Genomic DNA, 20,316 nt, shown 5'->3' with positions numbered 1-20,316 from the left:
CGAGAGGAGCGTATTTATCCCCGAGCCATCCGGCTCAAATCGCCGAAGTATCCGATCAGAAATAAAAATGCCAGTCAGCTTAACTGACTGGCATTAGCCCTTCAAGGGCCTCTTTTTTTATCGGTCAAAACTTCATATCTTGCCGAGCAACACCAGGATCAGTATCACCACCAACACCACGCCGATGATACCGGACGGGCCATAACCCCAACTTCTGGAGTGCGGGAAGACCGGTAGACCACCGATCAGTAACAGGATCAGAATGATCAGAAGAATTGTGCCCATGTCTGTTTCCTTGCTGTAAGTGTTCAGGAATGACTTAGCCGTTATCAGTCAGCGGGAATGTCATTAATTCGAGCTGCTTAAAAAATCCGACCGCGACGCAAGGCAGAAAATTCCAAGTTTTTTTGCGGTTTTTAGAACTATTGCCTATTCCGTCTGCTGTTAAGTTAGTTGGTGCGCCGCGTTCGCGGTTTGCTTGGGGCATTCAGCAATCTGATAGAGCGTGGGTCGGCCTATAGCCTTCGCTACACTCGACGCATCTTCCCCGGAACAACAAGGCTGTTTGCTATGCAAAATCGCATGATGATCACTGGCGCAGGCTCCGGCCTGGGTCGCGAAATCGCGCTGCGCTGGGCGCGCGAAGGCTGGCAGCTGGCCTTGTCGGATGTCAGCGAAGCGGGTTTGCAGGAAACCCTGAAGCAGGTGCGCGATGCCGGTGGCGATGGCTTCATCCAGCGCTGTGATGTGCGTGACTACAGTCAACTGACCGCCTTCGCCCAGGCATGCGAAGTCAAGCTTGGGGGCATCGACGTCATCGTCAACAACGCGGGCGTGGCCTCGGGCGGGTTCTTCAGCGAGCTGTCCCTGGAGGACTGGGACTGGCAGATCGCAATCAACCTCATGGGCGTGGTCAAGGGTTGCAAGGCCTTCCTGCCGTTGCTGGAGAAGAGCAAGGGCAAGATCATCAACATCGCGTCGATGGCGGCGTTGATGCAAGGCCCGGCCATGAGCAACTACAACGTGGCCAAGGCCGGCGTGGTGGCGTTGTCCGAAAGCCTGCTGATCGAACTCGCGCATCAGGAAGTCGGCGTGCATGTGGTGTGCCCATCGTTCTTCCAGACCAATCTGCTGGACTCCTTCCGCGGCCCGACCCCGGCCATGAAAGCCCAGGTCGGCAAGTTGCTGGAAAGCTCGCCCATCAGTGCCGCCGATATCGCCGACTATATCTACCAGCAAGTCGCCGCTGGCGAATTCATGATCCTGCCCCACGAACAGGGCCGCCAGGCCTGGGCGCTGAAGCAGAAGAACCCGCAACTGCTGTACAACGAAATGACCCTGATGGCCGACAAGATGCGCGCCAAGGCCAAACAATCCGCAAGCTGAACTTGCCCGCCTGCAACAGCCTCGTTAGGGTGGCCGCCATCGGCCATCCTCGCGAGACCTTCCCATGCTCAATTACCTGTGGTTTTTCCTCGCGGCGCTGTTCGAAATCGCCGGTTGCTTTGCCTTCTGGATGTGGTTGCGCCAGGGTAAAAGCGTCTGGTGGGTGCTGCCGGCGCTGCTCAGCCTGACGTTGTTCGCGCTATTGCTGACGCGAATAGAAGCGACTTATGCAGGCCGCGCCTATGCCGCCTACGGCGGTATCTACATCATTGCTTCGATTGGCTGGCTGGCGGTGGTCGAGCGGATTCGTCCGCTGGGCTCCGACTGGCTCGGCGTGGCGCTGTGCGTGATCGGCGCAAGCATCATCCTGTTCGGCCCGCGCTTCTCGGCCTCCTGACGAATCGGCCTTGCTTGATAGAAGTGGTGTGTCAGACATTTCCTTCAGCAAGGTAGGCCTGTGCTTGTAGGTTTGGTCTGGATTACCGCGGCTGCCTTGTAGGCCCGCGGTGCGCCGGGCATCTTCAAGGTCCGATAACTCTGAAGGACCACAGCCATGCTTGTACTGAGTCGCGTAGTCGGCGAATTGATTTCCATCGGCGACACCATTTCGGTGCGCATCATCGCCGTCAATGGCGGCAATGTGCGCTTCGGCATCGAAGCCCCGCACGACGTCAGCGTGCACCGTACCGAGATCTACGAGCGAATCCAGCGCAAGCTGGCGCGGAACAGGAAATCAGTCGAATAGGTGCTTGGGCACGTCATGCTTGAGCATCAGCTGGCATTGCTCGCTTTCCGGATCGAAGACAATCAGGGCCTGGCCCTTGATCAAGGCCTGGCGAACCCGCAAGACACGGGTTTCCAGCGGCGTGTCATCGCCATTGTCGGTGCCGTCGCGGGTCACGAAGTCTTCGATCAGGCGGGTCAGGGTGTCGACTTCAAGTTGGTCGTGGGGAATAAGCATGGGCACCTCGGTCAAATCAATGGCGCGATGCTACGGTGGTTATGAACGCATCACCAGTAGGAGCTGCCGCAGGCTGCGATCTTTTGACTTTGATTTTTAAAAACAAGATCAAGAGATCGCAGCCTGCGGCGGCTCCTACAGGATTGTGTTTCCTTAGCTGTTGTTGCGTTGGCCTACGAGGCTATCCACCGATGGCACCCGCGTATCGCTTTCCATCTGCGTCTCGTGTTCGATCTGGTGACTGAACCGGTCCAGCGAACCCTGGGCCGGCTGTGCGTCGCTGGCGAACACCGGCGGGCTGAGGATGTAGGCACCGAGCAGGCGACTGAGGGCGGCGAGACTGTCGATGTGGGTGCGTTCGTAGCCGTGGGTGGCATCGCAGCCGAAGGCGAGCAGGGCGGTGCGGATGTCATGGCCGGCAGTGACCGCCGAGTGAGCGTCGCTGAAGTAGTAGCGGAACAGGTCGCGGCGTACCGGCAGCTCGTTGTCACTGGCCAGGCGCAGCAGGTGCCGCGACAGGTGATAGTCGTACGGCCCGCCGGAATCCTGCATCGCGATGCTCACCGCGTGTTCGCTGGAGTGCTGGCCGGGCGCGACGGGCGCGATGTCGATGCCGACGAATTCACTGACGTCCCAGGGCAATGCCGCCGCTGCGCCACTGCCGGTTTCCTCGGTGATGGTGAACAGCGGATGACAATCGATCGCCAGCTCTTCGCCACTGTCGACGATGGCTTTCAAGGCTGCCAGCAATGCCGCGACACCGGCCTTGTCGTCCAGGTGACGGGCGCTGATGTGGCCGCTTTCGGTGAACTCCGGCAACGGGTCGAAGGCGACGAAATCGCCGACGCTGATGCCCAGGGAATCGCAATCGGCGCGGGTCGCGCAATAGGCATCCAGGCGCAACTCGATGTGATCCCAGCTGATCGGCATTTCATCCACGGCGGTGTTGAACGCGTGCCCGGAGGCCATCAGCGGCAATACGCTGCCACGGATCACGCCATTGTCGGTAAACAGGCTCACGCGGCTGCCTTCGGCAAAGCGACTGGACCAGCAGCCCACGGGGGCCAGCGTCAGGCGGCCGTTGTCCTTGATGGCGCGCACGGCGGCGCCAATGGTGTCCAGGTGGGCGGAAACGGCGCGGTCCGGGCTGTTTTTCTTGCCCTTGAGGGTGGCGCGGATGGTGCCGCGGCGGGTCATCTCGAAGGGGATGCCCAGTTCTTCAAGCCGCTCGGCGACATAGCGCACGATGGTGTCGGTGAAGCCGGTGGGGCTGGGAATGGCGAGCATTTCCAGCAGGACTTTTTGCAAATAGGTCAGGTCTGGTTCCGGGTATTGGCGGGTCATGGAAACTCCTGATGAGTTGAGGCCATCGATGGTTTCGATGAAGGTTTTTTGTGGCCTGTCAGGCCGTCTTCCCTGGCAAGCCAGCTCCTACAGGTCAAACACAAAACCTTGTAGGAGCTGGCTTGCCAGCGAAGGCGGCCTCCAGTCACCACAATTAAGAAACAGCCGGCTGACTGTGCGGAAACAACAGATCGACAAACCGCTCGGCCGTCGGCTGCGGTTCATGATTGGCCAGCCCGGCGCGCTCGTTGGCTTCGATGAACACGTACTGCGGTTGATCGGCGGCAGACACCATCAGGTCGAGGCCGACCATGGGAATATCCAGTGCCCGCGCCGCGCGCACCGCGGCGTCCACCAGCGTGGGATGCAGGATCGCGGTGACGTCTTCGAGAATCCCGCCTGTGTGAAGATTCGCTGTACGACGTACGAACAGATGCTCGCCCGCGGGCAGAATGCTGCCGAAGTCATAGCCCGCGGCGTGAACGGTGCGTTCGGTCTCATGATCCAGCGGGATCTTGCTTTCGCCGCTCGTGGCTGCCTGCCGCCGCCGACTCTGGGCTTCGATCAGCGCGCCGATGGAGTGCTGGCCATCGCCCACCACCTCAGCCGGCCGACGAATAGCCGCGGCCACCACTTCAAAGCCGATCACCAGGATCCGCAGGTCGAGGCCTTCGTGAAAGCTTTCCAGCAGCACTCGAGTGTCGAATTGGCGGGCCGCTTCGATGGCTTGCTGGACCTCTTCGATGGCCTGTAGATCTACCGCCACCCCTTGTCCCTGTTCACCGTCCAGCGGTTTGACCACCACCCGATGGTGTTCGTCGAGAAACGCCAGGTTGTCATCGGCGTTACCTGCCAGTTGCTGCGCCGGCAGGTTCAGGCCGGCGGCCGTGAGCACTTTATGGGTCAGGCTCTTGTCCTGGCACAGGCTCATGCTGATGGCGCTGGTCAGGTCGCTGAGGGACTCGCGACAGCGTACCCGGCGGCCACCATGGCTGAGGGTGAACAGGCCGGCTTCGGCATCGTCGACCTGGACATCAATGCCGCGCCGGTGTGCTTCTTCGACGATGATCCGCGCATACGGATTGAAATTCGCTTCAGGACCCGGGCCGAGAAACAGCGACTGGTTGATGCCGTTCTTGCGCTTGATGGCGAACGTCGAGAGGTTGCGAAAGCCGAGCTTGGCGTACAGGTTTTTCGCCTGGCGATTGTCGTGCAGCACGGACAGGTCAAGGTAACTCAGCCCGCGACTCATGAAATGTTCAATCAGATGCCGCACCAGCACCTCGCCGACGCCGGGCCGTGAACAGCACGGATCGACCGCCAGGCACCACAGGCTGCTACCGTTTTCCGGATCGTTGAAGGCCTTGTGATGATTGAGGCCCATGACGCTGCCGATGACCGCGCCGCTGTCCTCGTCTTCCGCCAGCCAGTACACCGGCCCCCCCAGGTGCCTGGGGGTCAGCAGGCTGGCATCGATCGGCAGCATGCCCCGTGCGTGGTAAAGCTGATTGATCGCATTCCAGTCGGCGTCGCTCTGGGCGCGGCGGATGCGAAAACCGCGAAACACCCGGGTGGCCTGACGGTAATCGCTGAACCACAGGCGCAAGGTGTCGGACGGATCGAGGAACAGCTGGGTCGGCTCGAGTCCCAATACTTGCTGGGGCGCGGCGACGTAGAGGGCGATATCCCGTTCGCCCGGCTGCTCGTTGAGCAACTCCCGGGCGAGGCTGGCGGCATCGGCGAAGGTATGGCCGATCAGCAAGCGGCCCCAGCCGCAATGCACGGCAATCGGCTCGGCTCCCAGTGCGCTGCCGTCTTCGGCCAGGCGCGCCTGCAAGCGTTCGTAGGAGGGCGCCTGACCGCGCAACAAGCGCTGACTGAAAGCCGTGGCGTGAGGTTTCATCGGTCAGATTCCTTGTTCGCTGAGCCACAGGTTCAGGGCCGCCAGTTGCCACAGCTTGGAGCCGCGCAACGGCGTCAGTTGACCTTGTGGGTCCGTCAGCAGGCGGTCGAGCATCGCGGGTTTGAACAGGCCGCGATCCTGGCTTGGATCGAGCAGCAGTTCGCGCACCCAGTTCAGCGTGTCGCCCTGCAAGTGCTTGAGGCCGGGTACCGGAAAGTAACCCTTCTTGCGGTCGATCACTTCACTGGGGATCACCAGGCGCGCCGCTTCCTTCAGGACTTGCTTGCCACCGTCGGGCAGTTTGAATTTGCCGGGCACCCGGGCCGACAATTCCACCAGGCGATAGTCGAGAAACGGCGTGCGCGCTTCCAGGCCCCAGGCCATGGTCATGTTGTCGACGCGCTTGACCGGGTCGTCCACCAGCATCACCGTGCTGTCCAGGCGCAAGGCCTTGTCCACCGCGGCATCGGCACCCGGCTGTGCGAAATGTTCCTTCACGAAGTCGCCGGCAGCGTCATTGGCCGTCAGCCATTTCGGTTGCACGGTGGCGGCGTAGTCGTCGTAGCTGCGGTCGAAAAACGCTTCGCGATAGGCCGCGTACGGATCGCTGGCACCGTCGACCTGGGGATACCAGTGATAACCGGCAAACAGTTCGTCGGCACCCTGGCCGCTTTGCACCACTTTGCAATGCTTGGCCACTTCCCTGGACAGCAGGTAAAAGGCGATGCAGTCGTGGCTGACCATCGGCTCGCTCATGGCACGGAACGCGGCGGGCAGTTGTTCGATGATCTCGCTTTCGTCGATGCGCAGCTGGTGGTGCTGGGTGCCGTAGTGCTTGGCGATCAGGTCCGAGTACTGGAACTCGTCGCCGCGCTCGCCACCGGCATCCTGGAAACCGATGGAGAAGGTCGACAGGTTTTCCACGCCGACCTCCCGCAACAGCCCGACCAGCAGGCTCGAATCGACTCCGCCGGACAGCAACACGCCGACATCGACTGCGGCACGTTGGCGGATGGCTACCGCCTCGCGCGTACTGTCGAGTACGCGGTCACGCCAGTCCTCAAGTGTCAGATTTTTCTCATCGTCGTGTGGGCCATAGGGCAGGGTCCACCAGGTTTTCTGCTCGGTACGGCCATCCGCTTCAATGCGCATCCAGGTCGCCGGCGGCAGTTTTTCGATGCCGGCCAGCAAGGTGCGCGGCGCCGGGACCACGGCATGGAAATTCAGGTAATGATTGAGCGCCACCGGATCGAGGATCGGGTTGATGTCGCCGCCCTTGAGCAACGCCGGCAACGCCGAGGCAAAACGCAGGCGCTGGCCGGTGCGCGACAGGTACAGCGGCTTGACGCCGAGGCGGTCGCGGGCGATGAACAGGCGTTGGCTGTCGCGCTCCCAGATGGCGAAGGCAAACATGCCGTTGAGTTTCGGCAGCAGTGCTTCGCCCCAGGCATGGAAACCCTTGAGCAGCACTTCGGTGTCACCGCCGGAATAGAAGGCATAACCCAGGCTTTCAAGTTCGCTGCGCAGTTCCGGGAAGTTGTAGATCGCGCCGTTGAAGGCCAGGGACAGTCCCAGTTGATTGTCGATCATCGGCTGCGCCGAACCGTCCGACAGGTCCATGATTTTCAGGCGGCGATGGCCCAGGGCAATCGGCCCCTGGCTGTGAAAACCCCAGGCGTCGGGGCCTCGAGGTGCCAGGTGATGGGTGATTCGCTCAATGGCTGCAAGGTCTGCAGGTTGATTGTCAAAACGTAACTCGCCAGCTAATCCGCACATAAATTCCTTACCGGTTTTTCCGTTGGGGAGGGGCAATCGATACCGCGCCAAAACGACGGGTACTCAGAAACTGACCCGTCTCGGTAGTTGGAGTTTTAGAACGATGGGTTATAAGCAGGCGTGTACTGGCTAATGCCGGGGGTACACAAGTGTGCAGTGCCAGGGTGGTAATTAATGCTGGGATGCATAGGAGAAGCTGTTAGGACGGTGCCAGATTCGTTCCGCTTTTCGAATTATCAATTGCCCATTGAGCTTCATAAACTGAGGGTCTCCCCATGCAATAAGGATATTGCTCATGCCAGCCACAACACCCAAGGCCGCCCCCGCGGCAGTCCCCTTGACCCCCGCAGAACGTCTCGAGGCTCTAGTGGAGCACACAGGCGACCTGGACAAGGCTGAAGCCCTGCAAGCGTCGATTCCGCCATGGTTGGCCACTGCGGATCTGCCAGTGGTGCAGGCGTTGAACGCTGCATTCGAGCAGTCGTTTCCAGCCCAAGGCAAGGTGGCGACGGCGCTTGAACAACTCAAGCCGCTGAACGAGTTCTGCAAAGAGCAACTGACTGACCTCTTGAAAGAAAAATGGGCGATCGAGGTCGACGTCGAGCGGGACACACTGGAAATCGAAAAAAAAACCTGCGAAGCAATGGGGCTGGCCCCGTTCTGTCGCCTGATTGAAGAAAAAACCATTGCACGCAGCCTGCTCCAGGCGGCCATGGAAAACTTCACCTTTGGGGAAGCAACGAGCGGCGGCGTTCTGAAGGGCGCGGTGATTCGAATCGATGCAAAGGCTCAATCAGGAACTGAAGTTACCGCTGAAAAATTCGCAACGCTCTGTCGTGAGCTCGATCTCGGTGCCCGCTATCAACGTCACATCACTGAAGCCCTGGCCTTGCCGGCCAAGCCTGCAGACGATGCGCCCATCGATGATCGGGCGGGTACCGCGGACATCCGGCGGCTGAAAGCGCTGGACATGCAGGTCGCGGTGCACATGGCCTACCTGAAAAAGGACATTACCCACGCCGTTTATACGATGCTGCTGAGTGTGCTTGAGCAGGATGTCCCGGCGGCTCAAACCAAGGACGCCCTGTTGGATGGCGCACCGGTGCGTTGGCAAGGGCTGAGAATTCATGACGCCTGCATGTGTGGAGTCCTGGTGTTCAGCAAGGTCTCCATCGAGACCGACGCGAAGGCCAGGTGCGTGGTCTACATGCCGAACGAACCGCGTCGACCGCTGTTTGAATACGCCTCGCGGGAGGAATTCGAGAGCTACCTCACCCTTCATCTGCAAAGCAAAAGCTACAGGAAGTTTTTCGGTGGGCAATACCTGCACGGCCATGACAGGACCGGTTTTTTTACCGGGTTCGACAAGGACAAGAACCTGGGAACGCTGACTGCCACACCCGCCGACACCTGCCTTGCCGATTTTTTCTTCAGTTCGTTTGTCAGCAAGATTGAAGAAGACACACGAATCCTTGCTGTCCCGACCGAAGACGTCGATGCACAACAAAGAGAAAAAACCTATCAGGTATTGGAGGGTGCGGGTCTTGTGCTATTGACCGCATTCTCGTTTTTCGTCCCGGTGATCGGTCATCTGATGCTGGCGGCGGCTGCAGTCGATATCGTCAGCGAGGTGTTCGAAGGTGTGCAGGATTGGACACACGGTGAGCGAAAACAGGCGTTGTCGCATTTGCTCAACGTCGTGGAAAACCTCGGGCAGATGGCGGCATTCGCAGCGGGCGGCAAAGTGATCACGTCAGCCGTTAAAGGCGTGAAAGAGCAAGTGGCATTCTTCGACGGTTTCGAGGCCGTCACGCGCACGGATGGCAAGGCAAGGTTATGGAAGCCCGACCTCGAACCCTATAAACGGACCACGACACTGCCAGCCGACGTGCAAGCGGATTCGCAAGGGCTTTACCGGCATGCCGGGCAGACGTCGATCGTCATGGATGGAGCACCCTATGGCGTGACCCGCAATGCTGCGGACTCGGCATGGATCATCAACCACCCGGCGCGAACGGATGCCTACCAGCCTGCCGCCCTGCGCAACGTGCACGGTGGCTGGCGGCATGTCCATGAGCACGCGCACGAGTGGCGCGATGGTGCTTACGCATTGGAACGCACGGATCAGCACCTGAGTGATTTGGGCAGTGATCTGGAAGCGATTGCCGAAATCACCGACATAACCCCTGAAAATTTGCACCCTTTGCATGAAAGCAACCTCAAGTTACCGCAGCGGCTGTATGACTGTGTCCAGCGTTTCAGGATCGAGCGGCGCATTACCAGGCTGGTCGCAGCGATGGCGCGGGGAGAGACCTCGAATACGGACTTCATCCAGGAGCAATTGCATACGCTGCCGAGGCTGCCCGGCTGGCCGAAGGAACGCTTCATCGAAGTGCGCAACGAACAAGGCGGGGTCGTGTCCCGCTTCCCCGAGACTGCACCACAGGACGACGACGTCAACAGCGTGCAAGTCAGTCAGAAACAACTGGATTCGGGGCAACTGCTCGATACCGTTATCAAAGGCCTCTATCCGAACGAAGTGGAAAACATCGTCGGTAAAGCATCGACTGAATCGGACTCGCATCTGTTGGCAAAGAAGATCGCGACAAGCCTCGAGGGCGATCGTCAGTCGCTGTTCGAGTGGCTGTATAAAACCTGGGACGGCAGCGCTACCGGCGACGTCGCGATACTGCGCGAACACGCCGCTGACCTTCCCGTCCGAGTGGGTCAGGAGTTGCTGGAAAACGCCTCTGGCAGGGATCGAAGTTTTCTGGGTGATCGCAAGATAGCTGGCGTCGACCTCGCCCGGCAGGTTCGTGAGGCGCAGGCCATGATCAGGCAGGACCGTGCACTCACGGGGCTGCATCTGCCGCCACTGGCCAATGCCGATACCGACAAACTGGCGCTCGGACTGATGAACCGGGTGCAAGGCTGGAATGGCGACGTTCGACTCGAAGTGCGACAGGGATCGACAACCGGCACCTTGCTCGACAGCGTGGGCAAGGCAGAGGCGAAGTCGTGTGGAGTGATCGTCAAGATACCCACCGGCTATCAGGTCATCCAAGGCACTGGCAATGTGGTCTCCACGCTGACGAGCGAAACGCTGCTGCAGTCGATACTGGATGCACTGCCTGCTTCACAACGCTCCGCCATGGGCTTGACTGGCAGCGATACCCTGGATGTCCCGACACTGCGATCACGCCTGTCGAGGGCCGCCACGGCTGACCCGGCGCACACCGGGCGGCTGCTGCGGGGTGAGCGCAATGAAACACCGGAACACCTGTCTGCCTGTGTCCAGGCCGATCCTCCCGCTGCCAGTGCTTATGCAAGAGGCATGATTCGTAAAGTCAAAAAGCTCTACCCGCTGTTCACCGAGATCCAGGTCTTGGCGTTCCTGGACGCGGCCGGCAGTACGCAGATGCAGCGGGGAAATCGAATCAGGGTTTTGGAACAGCAATTGAAGAAACTGCGCCAGGTGCTGCACGATTGGCGTGACGATGAAATGCAAATGAAGTCACTTGGGGGGCAACTTGATGTTATCCGGGTCAACCGTCGTCAGGTGGCCATGACCATCGAGAACTGCTGGCGCCGGATAACGCCTGCAGGTTGGCCGCCACATGACCCCTTCACCTCGCTCACGCTGATTCGCAACCCGGTGGGCCCATTACCGACCCTGACCGAGGACGATGTCGCCCATGTGCGCAGCCTTTCCATCATGGACATGCAGGCCGGCGATGAACTGGAGTATTTTCTCAAGCCGTTCAAAGGCCTTGTCAGCCTGGAACTGGACCGCAATCGACTCACACGATTGCCTGAAGTGCTGTCACACATGCCTAACCTTCAACATTTGAGGCTGGACGGTAATGGGATAGCGCTGACCGAGCACACGTTGCGCAAACTGGCCGACATTCGCACATTGCGTACCTTGGGGCTCAGCGGCAATCGGTTGGGTGCCACCATCGATGTCAGCAAGATGCTGGATCTCAGAGACCTGTTCCTGCGCGATACCCATGCCACGGAACTGCCCGTCGGTCTTAACCGTTTGCCGTATCTGAATTTCCTCGACCTGCGTGGTAATCAGATAATGGAATTGCCCGCCTGGCTGTTCCAGGTCCCTCGGCGTTTCGCCGAAGCGATCAATCTGCGTGATAACCCGATATCCGAGACAAGCCGTACGCTGCTGGAAACCTATCGCAACAATAGGGGGGTCGGGATGGGGTTGCTGGATGATAAAGCCGTGGTGATCAGTGAACAAAGGGCTAGAGACCTGTGGCTGCCAGAAAATTCTGAAGAGACCTATACCCGTCGTAATCGTCAATGGCTGGCGCTGACGAACGAACCCGGCGCGAATGGATTCTTTGAACTGCTGGCAGAACTGGGTGGCAGCGCAGATAACCGCTTTGTCCACGAAGACATGACCCGTCGGGTGTGGAGTGTCATTGATGCGATCCAGACTGATTCGGCGTTGCGCGACCAATTGCTGGCGATGGCAGTGAGAGCCAATTGCGCTGATGCGGCGGCCACGATCTTCAGTAACCTTGAGGTGGCCGTGAATATCGATACGGTGGTTCGCCAGTCCGCCAATGCCCATGATCGGGCTGCTCGGCTGTTGAGTCTTGGGCGCCGCTTGTTCCGCCTGGATTGCCTGACCAGGCTCGCCCGGGAACATGCCCGGCCCCATCCCGACCTCGAACCGCTGGAAGTGGAGTTGGCCTATCGCACCGGCCTGGCAGACAGGCTCGACATTTTCGGTCAGCCCCGGCATATGCGCTATGCGTCCAATAGCGGCGTTACAGCCAAGGACCTGGAAACCGCCTACAGCAAGGTCATCACCGCCGAAACATCCCCCGAATTATCGACTTACATACAGGGCCGCACGTTTTGGAGTGAATTTTTGCGACAGCATCATGGCAAGGACTTCACTGATGTGGCCGCGCCTTTTCAAGAGCAAATGCAGGCGGCCATTGATAGCGAGAAGGAGTTTGGCGCGGACTATCTCGCCACGGTCGACGGCATCGTCGCTAACATGAAGACAGAGGAGAGCAGGTTGTTGAAGCGCCTGACCGAGGCGGCCATGAAGGCCGTCGAGTCAGAGACTTGTTTTGCCCTGGATTGAACGCCTCAGGCCTTGCCGCGTATCAAGCGCCGCAAAGCGAAGCGGTTGGGATGGCAGGCCTCGGCCACGGCCCTGGGCAGCGGCAGCGGTTCGTCATCCAGCCAGGCGGCGATCAATTCGCCTGACAATGGCGCGGTGATCAGCCCTCGCGAACCGTGGCCGCTGTTGACGTACAAGCCATCCAGCCAGGGGCAGGGGATGTCCGGGGTTTGCCGGGCATCCTTGCTCAATACGCTGTAGGCGTCGGCGAAGGCCTGGCTGTCCGCCAATGGACCGACAATCGGCAAGTAATCCGGGCTGGTGCAGCGAAACGCTGCGCGGCCTTCAAGTTCATCGGCCTGCAAGGCGTGTGCGCCGAGACGGGCGACCAGATCCAGGGAGATTTCTTCGAGCAACTGCAAGTTGCCCAGATGTTCGGCAGTGGTAGGGGTCAGGTCGTCGTTGTTGAAGTCGAAACTCGCCCCCAGGGTATGTTCGCCCAGGCGTGCTGGCGCGACATAACCTTCAGCGCACACCACGGTACTCAGTGACTGGCTTGCAGGGGTTTGCGGCAGGCGGGTGATTTGTCCGCGAATGCGCTTGAGCGGCAACTCGCGGCTGTAGGTGAATCGCTTGATCTCGGCAGCGCCGGCGAGCACCACGGTGGGGGCGTCGGCCAGCAGCCTGTCGCCATCCCAGGCTTGCCAGCCGCCATCCACGCGGCGCAGCTCCAGCACATCGTGATGGCTCAGCAGCTCTATGTTCGATTGCGTTGCCTGCCATTGGCACAACGCGGGTGGATGCACCCAACCGCCTTCGGGGTAGAACAGGCCCCCCGATGGCAGCGCGATACCAGCACGAGCTTCGGCGTGGGTTTGATCGAGTACATGCAGCAAGCCTTCGGGAAACGCTATGGCCAATTGCGCCTGACGCTCGGCTTCCTTGGCATTGAAGGCCAGCTGCAACACCCCGCAATCGTCCCAGTCGACGCCCCGTTGCAAATGCTCTAGCAAGCGCCGGGTGTAACCGAATCCACTGATGATCAACTGCGACAACGCGGTGCCATGGGCGGAAAGCTTGAGGTACAGCACGCCCTGGGGATTGCCCGAGGCTTCCTGCGCCAGCCCGGCGTGACGCTCCAGCAGACTCACCTGCCAACCGCGAGCCGCCAGGCTCGCGGCCGTCGCACAACCGGCCAGCCCGGCGCCGATCACCAGGGCGCGGCGTTCGCCGGTTGCCGGTGTCGGGCGAGCGAACCAGGGTTTGGTTACAGCGGGCATCGGGACTTCTTCGGGCCAGCCGAGAAACGTACCGCGCAGGATTTCCCATTTGTGGCCAATGCCTGGCGTACGTTTCATCTTGAAGCCCGCGGCATTGAGCAGCCGGCGCACCCAGCCGGTACTGGTGAAGGTGCTGATGGTCGAACCGGGTGCCGCCAGACGGGCCAGTTCGGCAAACAGTTCGGCGGTCCACATGTCGGGGTTTTTCGCCGGGGCAAAGCCGTCGAGAAACCAGGCGTCGATCTGCGCGTCCAGTTGCGGCAGTTGCTCCAGGGCATCGCCGATCAGCAAGGTGAGCGTGACGCGGCCGCTATCCAGGACCAGGCGCTGGAAACCCGGGTGGATCGCCCGGTATTGCGCCAGCAGTTGATCGGCGAACGGCTTGAGTTCGGGCCATAACGCCAGCGCTCGTTGCAGGTCGGGCAGGCTCAGCGGGTATTTCTCGACACTGACAAAATGCAATCGCGCACCGGCCTGCGCATGCTGTTCGAACAACTGCCAGGCACAGAGGAAATTCAATCCGGTGCCGAAACCGGTCTCGCCAATCACCAGTCGCCCGCCCACCGGCAACGCGGCAAAGCGTTCACGCAAGGCGTTCTGTTCGAGGAACACGTAGCGGGTTTCATCCAGCCCCGACAGGTCGGAAAAATACACATCGTCGAACACCCGCGAGCGCGGGAGGCCTTGGTCGTCCCAGTCGATCTGGGCGTGGGGCATTACAGGTTTCATGGCAGGCTCGGTCACGGCAAGGCGCACATTCTATCCGATCGCGGCCGGGGTGCTTGATCCACGGCAAGGCCGGCAACGGCCCCGGCGATGAAAATGGGATTTCTCCCCCGCAGGAGAGGTCAATCCACTAGTCTTGCTCACATCTGCCAGGGAGCTGCCCATGTTCGAATCCGCTGAAATCGATCACGCCATCGACAAAGAAACCTACGACGCCGAGGTCCCGGCCTTGCGTGAAGCCTTGCTCGACGCGCAATTCGAACTGCGCCAGCAGGGCCGGTTTCCGGTGATCATCCTGATCAATGGCATCGAAGGCGCCGGTAAGGGCGAGACGGTGAAATTGCTCAACGAATGGATGGACCCGCGCCTGATCGAGGTGCGCACCTTCGATCAGCAAACCGACGAAGAACTGGCACGGCCACCGGCTTGGCGCTACTGGCGGATGCTCCCGGCCCGGGGTCGCATGGGCATCTTTTTCGGCAACTGGTACAGCCAGATGCTGCAGGCCCGGGTCCACGGCGTGATCAAGGACCCAAGGCTCGATCAAAGTATCAACGCCGCCGAACGCCTGGAAAAAATGCTCTGCGACGAAGGCGCGCTGATCTTCAAGTTCTGGTTCCACCTGTCCAAGAAACAGATGAAGGCACGCCTCAAGGCGTTGGCCGACGACCCGCTGCACAGCTGGCGCATCAGCCCGCTGGACTGGCAACAGTCCGAAACCTACGACCGCTTTGTGAAATACGGTGAGCGCGTCTTGCGGCGCACCAGTCGCGACTATGCGCCGTGGCATGTGATCGCGGGCATGGATGCGCATTATCGCAGCCTGGTGGTGGGGAAGATTCTGCTCGAAGGCCTGCAGGGCGCCCTGAAACGCCCGAAAATCCGCCCGGAAAAAGTCAACGCCGCCCCCGTGTTCCCCAGTGTTGATCAATTGAACCTGCTGGACAGCCTCGACCACACCTTGCATCTGGCCAAGGACGATTATGAAGAGCAACTGATCACCGAGCAGGCCAGGTTTTCCGGTTTGATGCGCGACAAACGCATGCGCCGCCACGCACTGATTGCTGTGTTCGAAGGCAATGACGCGGCAGGCAAGGGTGGGGCGATTCGCCGGGTTGCCGCTGCCCTGGACCCGCGCCAGTACAACATCGTGCCGATTGCCGCGCCCACCGAAGAGGAGCGGGCGCAGCCGTATCTCTGGCGTTTTTGGCGGCACGTGCCCGCGCGGGGCAAATTCACCATGTTCGACCGCTCCTGGTATGGCCGGGTGCTGGTGGAACGTATCGAGGGATTCTGCACCCCGGCGGACTGGCTGCGCGCCTACAGCGAAATCAACGACTTTGAGGAACAGTTGACCGACGCCGGGATGATCGTGGTGAAATTCTGGCTGTCCATCGACAAACAGACTCAACTGGAGCGCTTCCAGGAGCGCGAAAATATTCCGTTCAAACGCTTCAAGATCACCGAGGACGATTGGCGCAACCGCGACAAGTGGGACGACTATCGCACCGCTGTCGGTGACATGGTCGACCGCACCAGCACGGAGATCTCGCCCTGGACCCTGGTGGAGGCCAATGACAAACGCTGGGCGCGGGTCAAGGTGTTGCGCACCATCAACCACGCCCTGGAAGAGGCGTTCGAAAAGTCGGGCAAGCGCAAGGGCAAATAGTCAGGCGATGGTTACGCATACGCGGGGTGAATGATTGTCGCGGTCGGTAATTGAGTGGGCTTATGCTCGGTTCACTCTCAACTGACAACAACAATGAGGTATGCCATGCGTGAAGTGGTGATCGTCGACAGCGTGCGGACCGGCCTGGCCAAATCCTTTCGCGGCAAGTTCAACATGACCCGTCCCGACGACATGGCGGCGCATTGTGTCGACGCCTTGCTGGCGCGCACCGGCATCGACCCGGCCAGCGTCGAGGACTGCATCGTCGGTGCCGGCTCCAACGAAGGCTCCCAGGGCTATAACATCGGGCGCAACGTCGCGGTCTTGTCGCGCCTGGGCATCGGCGTCGCCGGCATGACCCTCAACCGCTTCTGCTCGTCGGGCTTGCAGGCGATCGCCATTGCCGCCAACCAGATCGCCTCCGGTTGCAGCGACATCATCGTCGCCGGTGGCGTCGAGTCCATCAGCTTGACGATGAAAAGCATCAACACCGATCACCTGATCAATCCGCTGCTCAAGGAGCAGGTGCCGGGGATCTACTTCCCGATGGGCCAGACCGCCGAAATCGTCGCGCGTCGATACGACGTCAGCCGCGAAGAACAGGACCTGTACGCCCTGCAAAGCCAGCAGCGCACTGCCCAGGCACAGGCCGCCGGATTGTTCGACGATGAAATCGTGCCGATGGCGGTGAAGTACCGGGTGGAAGACAAGGCCAGCGGCCAGGTGCAGATTCTTGAGGGGGTCGTCGATCACGACGACTGCAACCGTCCCGAGACCACCTTGCAAAGCCTGGCCGGATTGAAGCCGGTGTTTGCCGAGGGTGGCTCGGTCACCGCCGGTAACTCGTCACAGCTGTCCGACGGCGCCTCCATGACCCTGGTGATGAGCCTGGAAAAAGCCCTGGCGCTGGGCTTGAAGCCCAAAGCGTTCTTCCGCGGATTCACCGTGGCGGGCTGCGAACCGGACGAGATGGGCATCGGCCCGGTGTTCTCGGTGCCGAAACTGCTCAAGGCCAAGGGCTTGCACATCAACGATATCGATTTGTGGGAACTCAACGAAGCCTTCGCCTCGCAATGCCTGTACGCGCGTAACCGGCTGGAGATCGACAACGAGCGGTACAACGTCAATGGCGGCTCGATTTCCATCGGCCACCCGTTCGGCATGACCGGTTCGCGCCAGGTCGGGCACATCGTTCGCGAGTTGCAGCGACGCAACCTGCGTTACGGCATCGTCACCATGTGCGTGGGGGGCGGGATGGGGGCGACCGGGTTGTTTGAGGCGGTGCGTTAGGTCTTCAGGATTTGTATTGATTGTCAGATAGCTTTCGCGAGCAAGCCCGCTCCCACACTGGATCAGCGTCACATAGATCCCTGTGGGAGCGGGCTTGCTCGCGAAGGGGCCGCTGGGCCATTAGATAACTGCTGCGACCTGCACAGTTTCATTCGCGGCCAGTCCTTAACTGTCCCTGTGTCCGAAGCGACTCAGCGCCTAGAATGGCGCTACTTGTTTTCCGGATTGGGGTTCGCATGCACATTTCATCGGGTCGCTGGGTTTATGGGCTGTTCCTGGCCTTGCTGACCGCGCTGTTGTGGGGAATCCTGCCGATCAAGCTCAAGCAGGTGCTGCTGGTGATGGACCCGGTCACCGTGACCTGGTTTCGCCTGATGGTCTCCGGTGGCTGCCTGTTCATTTACCTGGCGGCGACCCGGCGCCTGCCGAGCCGCAAGGTGCTCGGCCCGCGTGGTGGCTGGCTGGTGCTGATGGCGGTGCTCGGCCTGGTGGGCAATTACGTGCTGTATCTGATGGGGTTGAACCTGCTCAGCCCCGGCACCGCGCAACTGGTGGTGCAGATGGGACCGATCATGTTGCTGATCGCCAGTGTGTTCGTGTTCAAGGAGCGCTTCAGCCTGGGGCAGGGGATTGGCTTGCTGGTGTTGCTGGTCGGTTTCGTGCTGTTTTTCAACCAGCGCCTGAGTGAACTGCTGACCTCGTTGAGCGACTACACCGCCGGTGTCCTGCTGGTGTTGCTGGCCTCCACGGTCTGGACATTTTATGCGCTGGGGCAGAAGCAGTTGCTGACCGTGTGGAATTCGTTGCAGGTAATGATGGTGATCTACCTGTTTTGCGGGCTGTTGCTGACGCCGTGGGTGCATCCGCTGGAGGCGCTGCAATTGACCCCCGTGCAAGGCTGGCTGCTGCTGGCGTGCTGCATGAACACCCTGATTGCCTATGGCGCATTCGCCGAGGCGCTGGCGCATTGGGAGGCATCGCGGGTCAGCGCGACCCTGGCGATCACGCCGCTGGTGACCTTGGCCGCCGTGGCCGTGGCTGCCTGGTGGTGGCCGGAGTATGTGCATGCCGAGACCATCAATGGCCTGGGATATGGCGGGGCGGTGTTGGTGGTGTTGGGGTCGGCGTTGGTGGCGTTGGGGCCGTCGTTGATTGCAGGGTTGAAGGCGCGAAAAGCCCGAATGGCGGTCAGTTAGACCGCGTTATCGTTTTTCGTCGGAACGCCGCCCGGAGCAAGCCCGCTCCCACATGATCCGTGCATGGTCCATTGTGGGAGCGGGCTTGCTCGCGAAGGCGAACTGTCGGGCGCTACAGAACTCAGCCCTTGGCCCCAGCCTCCAGCATATTCTCCGGCCTCACCCAGGCATCGAACTCTTCATCCGTCAGATACCCCAACTGCAACGCCGCCGCCCGCAGGGTCAACCCCTCGGCATAGGCTTTCTTGGCGATCTCCGCCGATTTGTCATAACCAATATGCGGGTTCAGCGCCGTCACCAGCATCAACCCTTGTTCCAGGTGCTCGGCCATTTTCCCGGCATCCGGTTCCAGGCCGGCGATGCAATGCTGCTGGAAGTTGCTGCAGCCATCGGCCAGCAGGCGGATCGATTGCAGCAGGTTGTGGATGATCACCGGCTTGAACACGTTCAACTGCAGGTGCCCCTGGCTCGCCGCGAAGCCGATGGTCACGTCGTTGCCCAGGACCTGGCAGGCCAGCATCGACAGCGCTTCGCACTGGGTCGGGTTGACCTTGCCCGGCATGATCGAACTGCCCGGTTCGTTGGCCGGCAGTTTCACTTCGGCAAAGCCGGCGCGGGGGCCGGAGCCGAGCAAGCGCAAGTCATTGGCGATTTTCATCAAGGTCACGGCGAGGGTTTTCAGCGCGCCGGACAAAGTGGTCAGCGGCTCGTGGCCGGCCAGGGCCGCAAACTTGTTCGGCGCGGTGATGAACGGCAAGCCGGAAAGGGCGGCCAGTTCCGCGGCGATGGCTTCGCCGAAGCCGTGGGGCGAATTCAGCCCGGTACCGACCGCCGTGCCGCCCTGGGCCAGTTCACAGACCGCCGGCAGCGCACTGCGGATCGCCCGTTCGGCGTAGTCGAGCTGGGCGATGAACGCCGAGACTTCCTGGCCAAAGGTGATCGGCGTGGCGTCCATCATGTGGGTGCGGCCGGTCTTCACCAGCTTCATGTGGCGGGCCGAGAGCTCGGCCAGGCCGCCGGACAGTTCGCTGATCGCCGGCAGCAGGCGCTGTTGCACGGCCTGGGCGGCGGCGATGTGCATGGCCGTGGGGAAGCAGTCGTTGGAGCTCTGGGAGCGGTTGACGTGATCGTTGGGATGCACCGGAGACTTGCCGCCACGGGGGTTGCCGGCCAGTTCGTTGGCGCGTCCGGCGATCACTTCGTTGACGTTCATGTTGCTCTGGGTGCCGCTGCCGGTCTGCCAGACCACCAGCGGGAACTGATCGTCATGCTCGCCGTCGAGCACTTCGTCGGCCGCCTGCTCGATCAGCCTGGCGATGTCGGCGGGCAAATCGCCGTTGCGGTCGTTGACCCGTGCCGCGGCTTTCTTGATCAGCGCCAGGCCGTGCAGTACCGCCAGCGGCATGCGTTCTTCGCCGATGGCGAAGTTGACCAGCGAGCGTTGCGTCTGAGCACCCCAATAGGCCTCTTCCGGGACTTCAACCTGGCCCAGGCTGTCGGTTTCGATTCGGCTCATCATGCACACTCCTGTAGGTCTGGTTGCGCAGTTTAGGCCGTGATCGACGGCCGTGGTTCCATCAGTCTCGATTCTGCCCATTCAACCCCTCTAAATCAGGCGCGACAAGGCTTGGGGTTGAGCGACACACTTTTTTAGGCGCAGAATGGTCGTCCTTGGGGTTTTACCTCGCCT

General features: G+C 60.7%; 14 protein-coding genes. 7 read left to right on the top strand and 7 right to left on the bottom strand.

Features of this window, described 5'->3' with window-relative positions; all coding sequences use genetic code 11:
* Positions 1-132 precede the first annotated feature (132 nt).
* Positions 133-285, bottom strand: a complete 153-nt coding sequence (locus tag SOP85_RS10935; RefSeq protein ID WP_179056895.1) for a DUF3309 family protein — start codon at positions 283-285, stop codon at positions 133-135.
* A gap of 285 nt (positions 286-570) precedes the next feature.
* Here SOP85_RS10935 and SOP85_RS10930 point away from each other — a divergent pair, with 285 nt between their 5' ends.
* The 3 genes from SOP85_RS10930 (at position 571) to csrA (ending at position 2,131) form a co-directional block, all read left to right on the top strand.
* Positions 571-1,386: an SDR family oxidoreductase gene (locus tag SOP85_RS10930; RefSeq protein ID WP_323626947.1), complete on the top strand. Its 816-nt coding sequence runs from the start codon at positions 571-573 to the stop codon at positions 1,384-1,386.
* 64 nt (positions 1,387-1,450) lie between these two features.
* Positions 1,451-1,783, top strand: coding sequence for a YnfA family protein (locus SOP85_RS10925; protein ID WP_274073002.1), 333 nt, complete (start codon positions 1,451-1,453; stop codon positions 1,781-1,783).
* A gap of 156 nt (positions 1,784-1,939) precedes the next feature.
* A complete protein-coding gene (csrA, locus tag SOP85_RS10920; protein ID WP_274073003.1) occupies positions 1,940-2,131 on the top strand; it encodes a carbon storage regulator CsrA in 192 nt (63 codons plus the stop codon).
* Here csrA and SOP85_RS10915 read toward each other — a convergent pair.
* The 4 genes from SOP85_RS10915 to SOP85_RS10900 all read right to left on the bottom strand — a co-directional run bounded on the left by SOP85_RS10915 (position 2,120) and on the right by SOP85_RS10900 (position 7,370).
* A complete protein-coding gene (locus SOP85_RS10915) occupies positions 2,120-2,347 on the bottom strand; it encodes a YheU family protein (RefSeq protein ID WP_008060849.1) in 228 nt (75 codons plus the stop codon). The genes csrA and SOP85_RS10915 overlap by 12 nt on opposite strands.
* Positions 2,348-2,500: 153 nt before the next feature.
* Positions 2,501-3,691: an osmoprotectant NAGGN system M42 family peptidase gene (locus SOP85_RS10910; RefSeq protein WP_274073004.1), complete on the bottom strand. Its 1,191-nt coding sequence runs from the start codon at positions 3,689-3,691 to the stop codon at positions 2,501-2,503.
* Between the two features lie 154 nt (positions 3,692-3,845).
* Positions 3,846-5,594: an N-acetylglutaminylglutamine synthetase gene (gene ngg, locus SOP85_RS10905; protein WP_323626945.1), complete on the bottom strand. Its 1,749-nt coding sequence runs from the start codon at positions 5,592-5,594 to the stop codon at positions 3,846-3,848.
* A gap of 3 nt (positions 5,595-5,597) precedes the next feature.
* Entirely contained in the window at positions 5,598-7,370 is a 1,773-nt protein-coding gene (locus SOP85_RS10900) for an N-acetylglutaminylglutamine amidotransferase (RefSeq protein ID WP_323626944.1), read from the bottom strand.
* Between the two features lie 295 nt (positions 7,371-7,665).
* On the opposite strand from SOP85_RS10900, the gene SOP85_RS10895 reads away from it, so the two are divergent.
* Positions 7,666-12,486, top strand: a complete 4,821-nt coding sequence (locus tag SOP85_RS10895; RefSeq protein WP_323626942.1) for an NEL-type E3 ubiquitin ligase domain-containing protein — start codon at positions 7,666-7,668, stop codon at positions 12,484-12,486.
* Between the two features lie 5 nt (positions 12,487-12,491).
* Here SOP85_RS10895 and mnmC read toward each other — a convergent pair whose 3' ends face one another.
* On the bottom strand, positions 12,492-14,474 hold the full coding sequence (gene mnmC / locus SOP85_RS10890; protein WP_323626941.1) for a bifunctional tRNA (5-methylaminomethyl-2-thiouridine)(34)-methyltransferase MnmD/FAD-dependent 5-carboxymethylaminomethyl-2-thiouridine(34) oxidoreductase MnmC: 1,983 nt from the start codon (positions 14,472-14,474) through the stop codon (positions 12,492-12,494).
* A 160-nt stretch (positions 14,475-14,634) separates the two neighbouring features.
* Here mnmC and pap point away from each other — a divergent pair, with 160 nt between their 5' ends.
* From pap to SOP85_RS10875, 3 genes are all read left to right on the top strand, one after another.
* Positions 14,635-16,140 (top strand): polyphosphate:AMP phosphotransferase, encoded by a 1,506-nt coding sequence (gene pap / locus SOP85_RS10885; RefSeq protein WP_323626939.1) that lies wholly within the window; start codon positions 14,635-14,637, stop codon positions 16,138-16,140.
* Between the two features lie 105 nt (positions 16,141-16,245).
* Positions 16,246-17,430 (top strand): thiolase family protein, encoded by a 1,185-nt coding sequence (locus SOP85_RS10880; RefSeq protein WP_323626938.1) that lies wholly within the window; start codon positions 16,246-16,248, stop codon positions 17,428-17,430.
* A gap of 236 nt (positions 17,431-17,666) precedes the next feature.
* Entirely contained in the window at positions 17,667-18,626 is a 960-nt protein-coding gene (locus SOP85_RS10875) for a DMT family transporter (RefSeq protein WP_323609068.1), read from the top strand.
* A 121-nt stretch (positions 18,627-18,747) separates the two neighbouring features.
* Here SOP85_RS10875 and SOP85_RS10870 read toward each other — a convergent pair whose 3' ends face one another.
* Positions 18,748-20,142, bottom strand: coding sequence for a class II fumarate hydratase (locus SOP85_RS10870; protein ID WP_323609067.1), 1,395 nt, complete (start codon positions 20,140-20,142; stop codon positions 18,748-18,750).
* Between the last annotated feature and the right edge of the window lie 174 nt (positions 20,143-20,316).

Source organism: Pseudomonas sp. YuFO20 (assembly GCF_035064975.1).
Lineage (GTDB): Bacteria > Pseudomonadota > Gammaproteobacteria > Pseudomonadales > Pseudomonadaceae > Aquipseudomonas > Aquipseudomonas putida_AE.
This window is presented reverse-complemented; position numbering and strand designations above follow the sequence as displayed.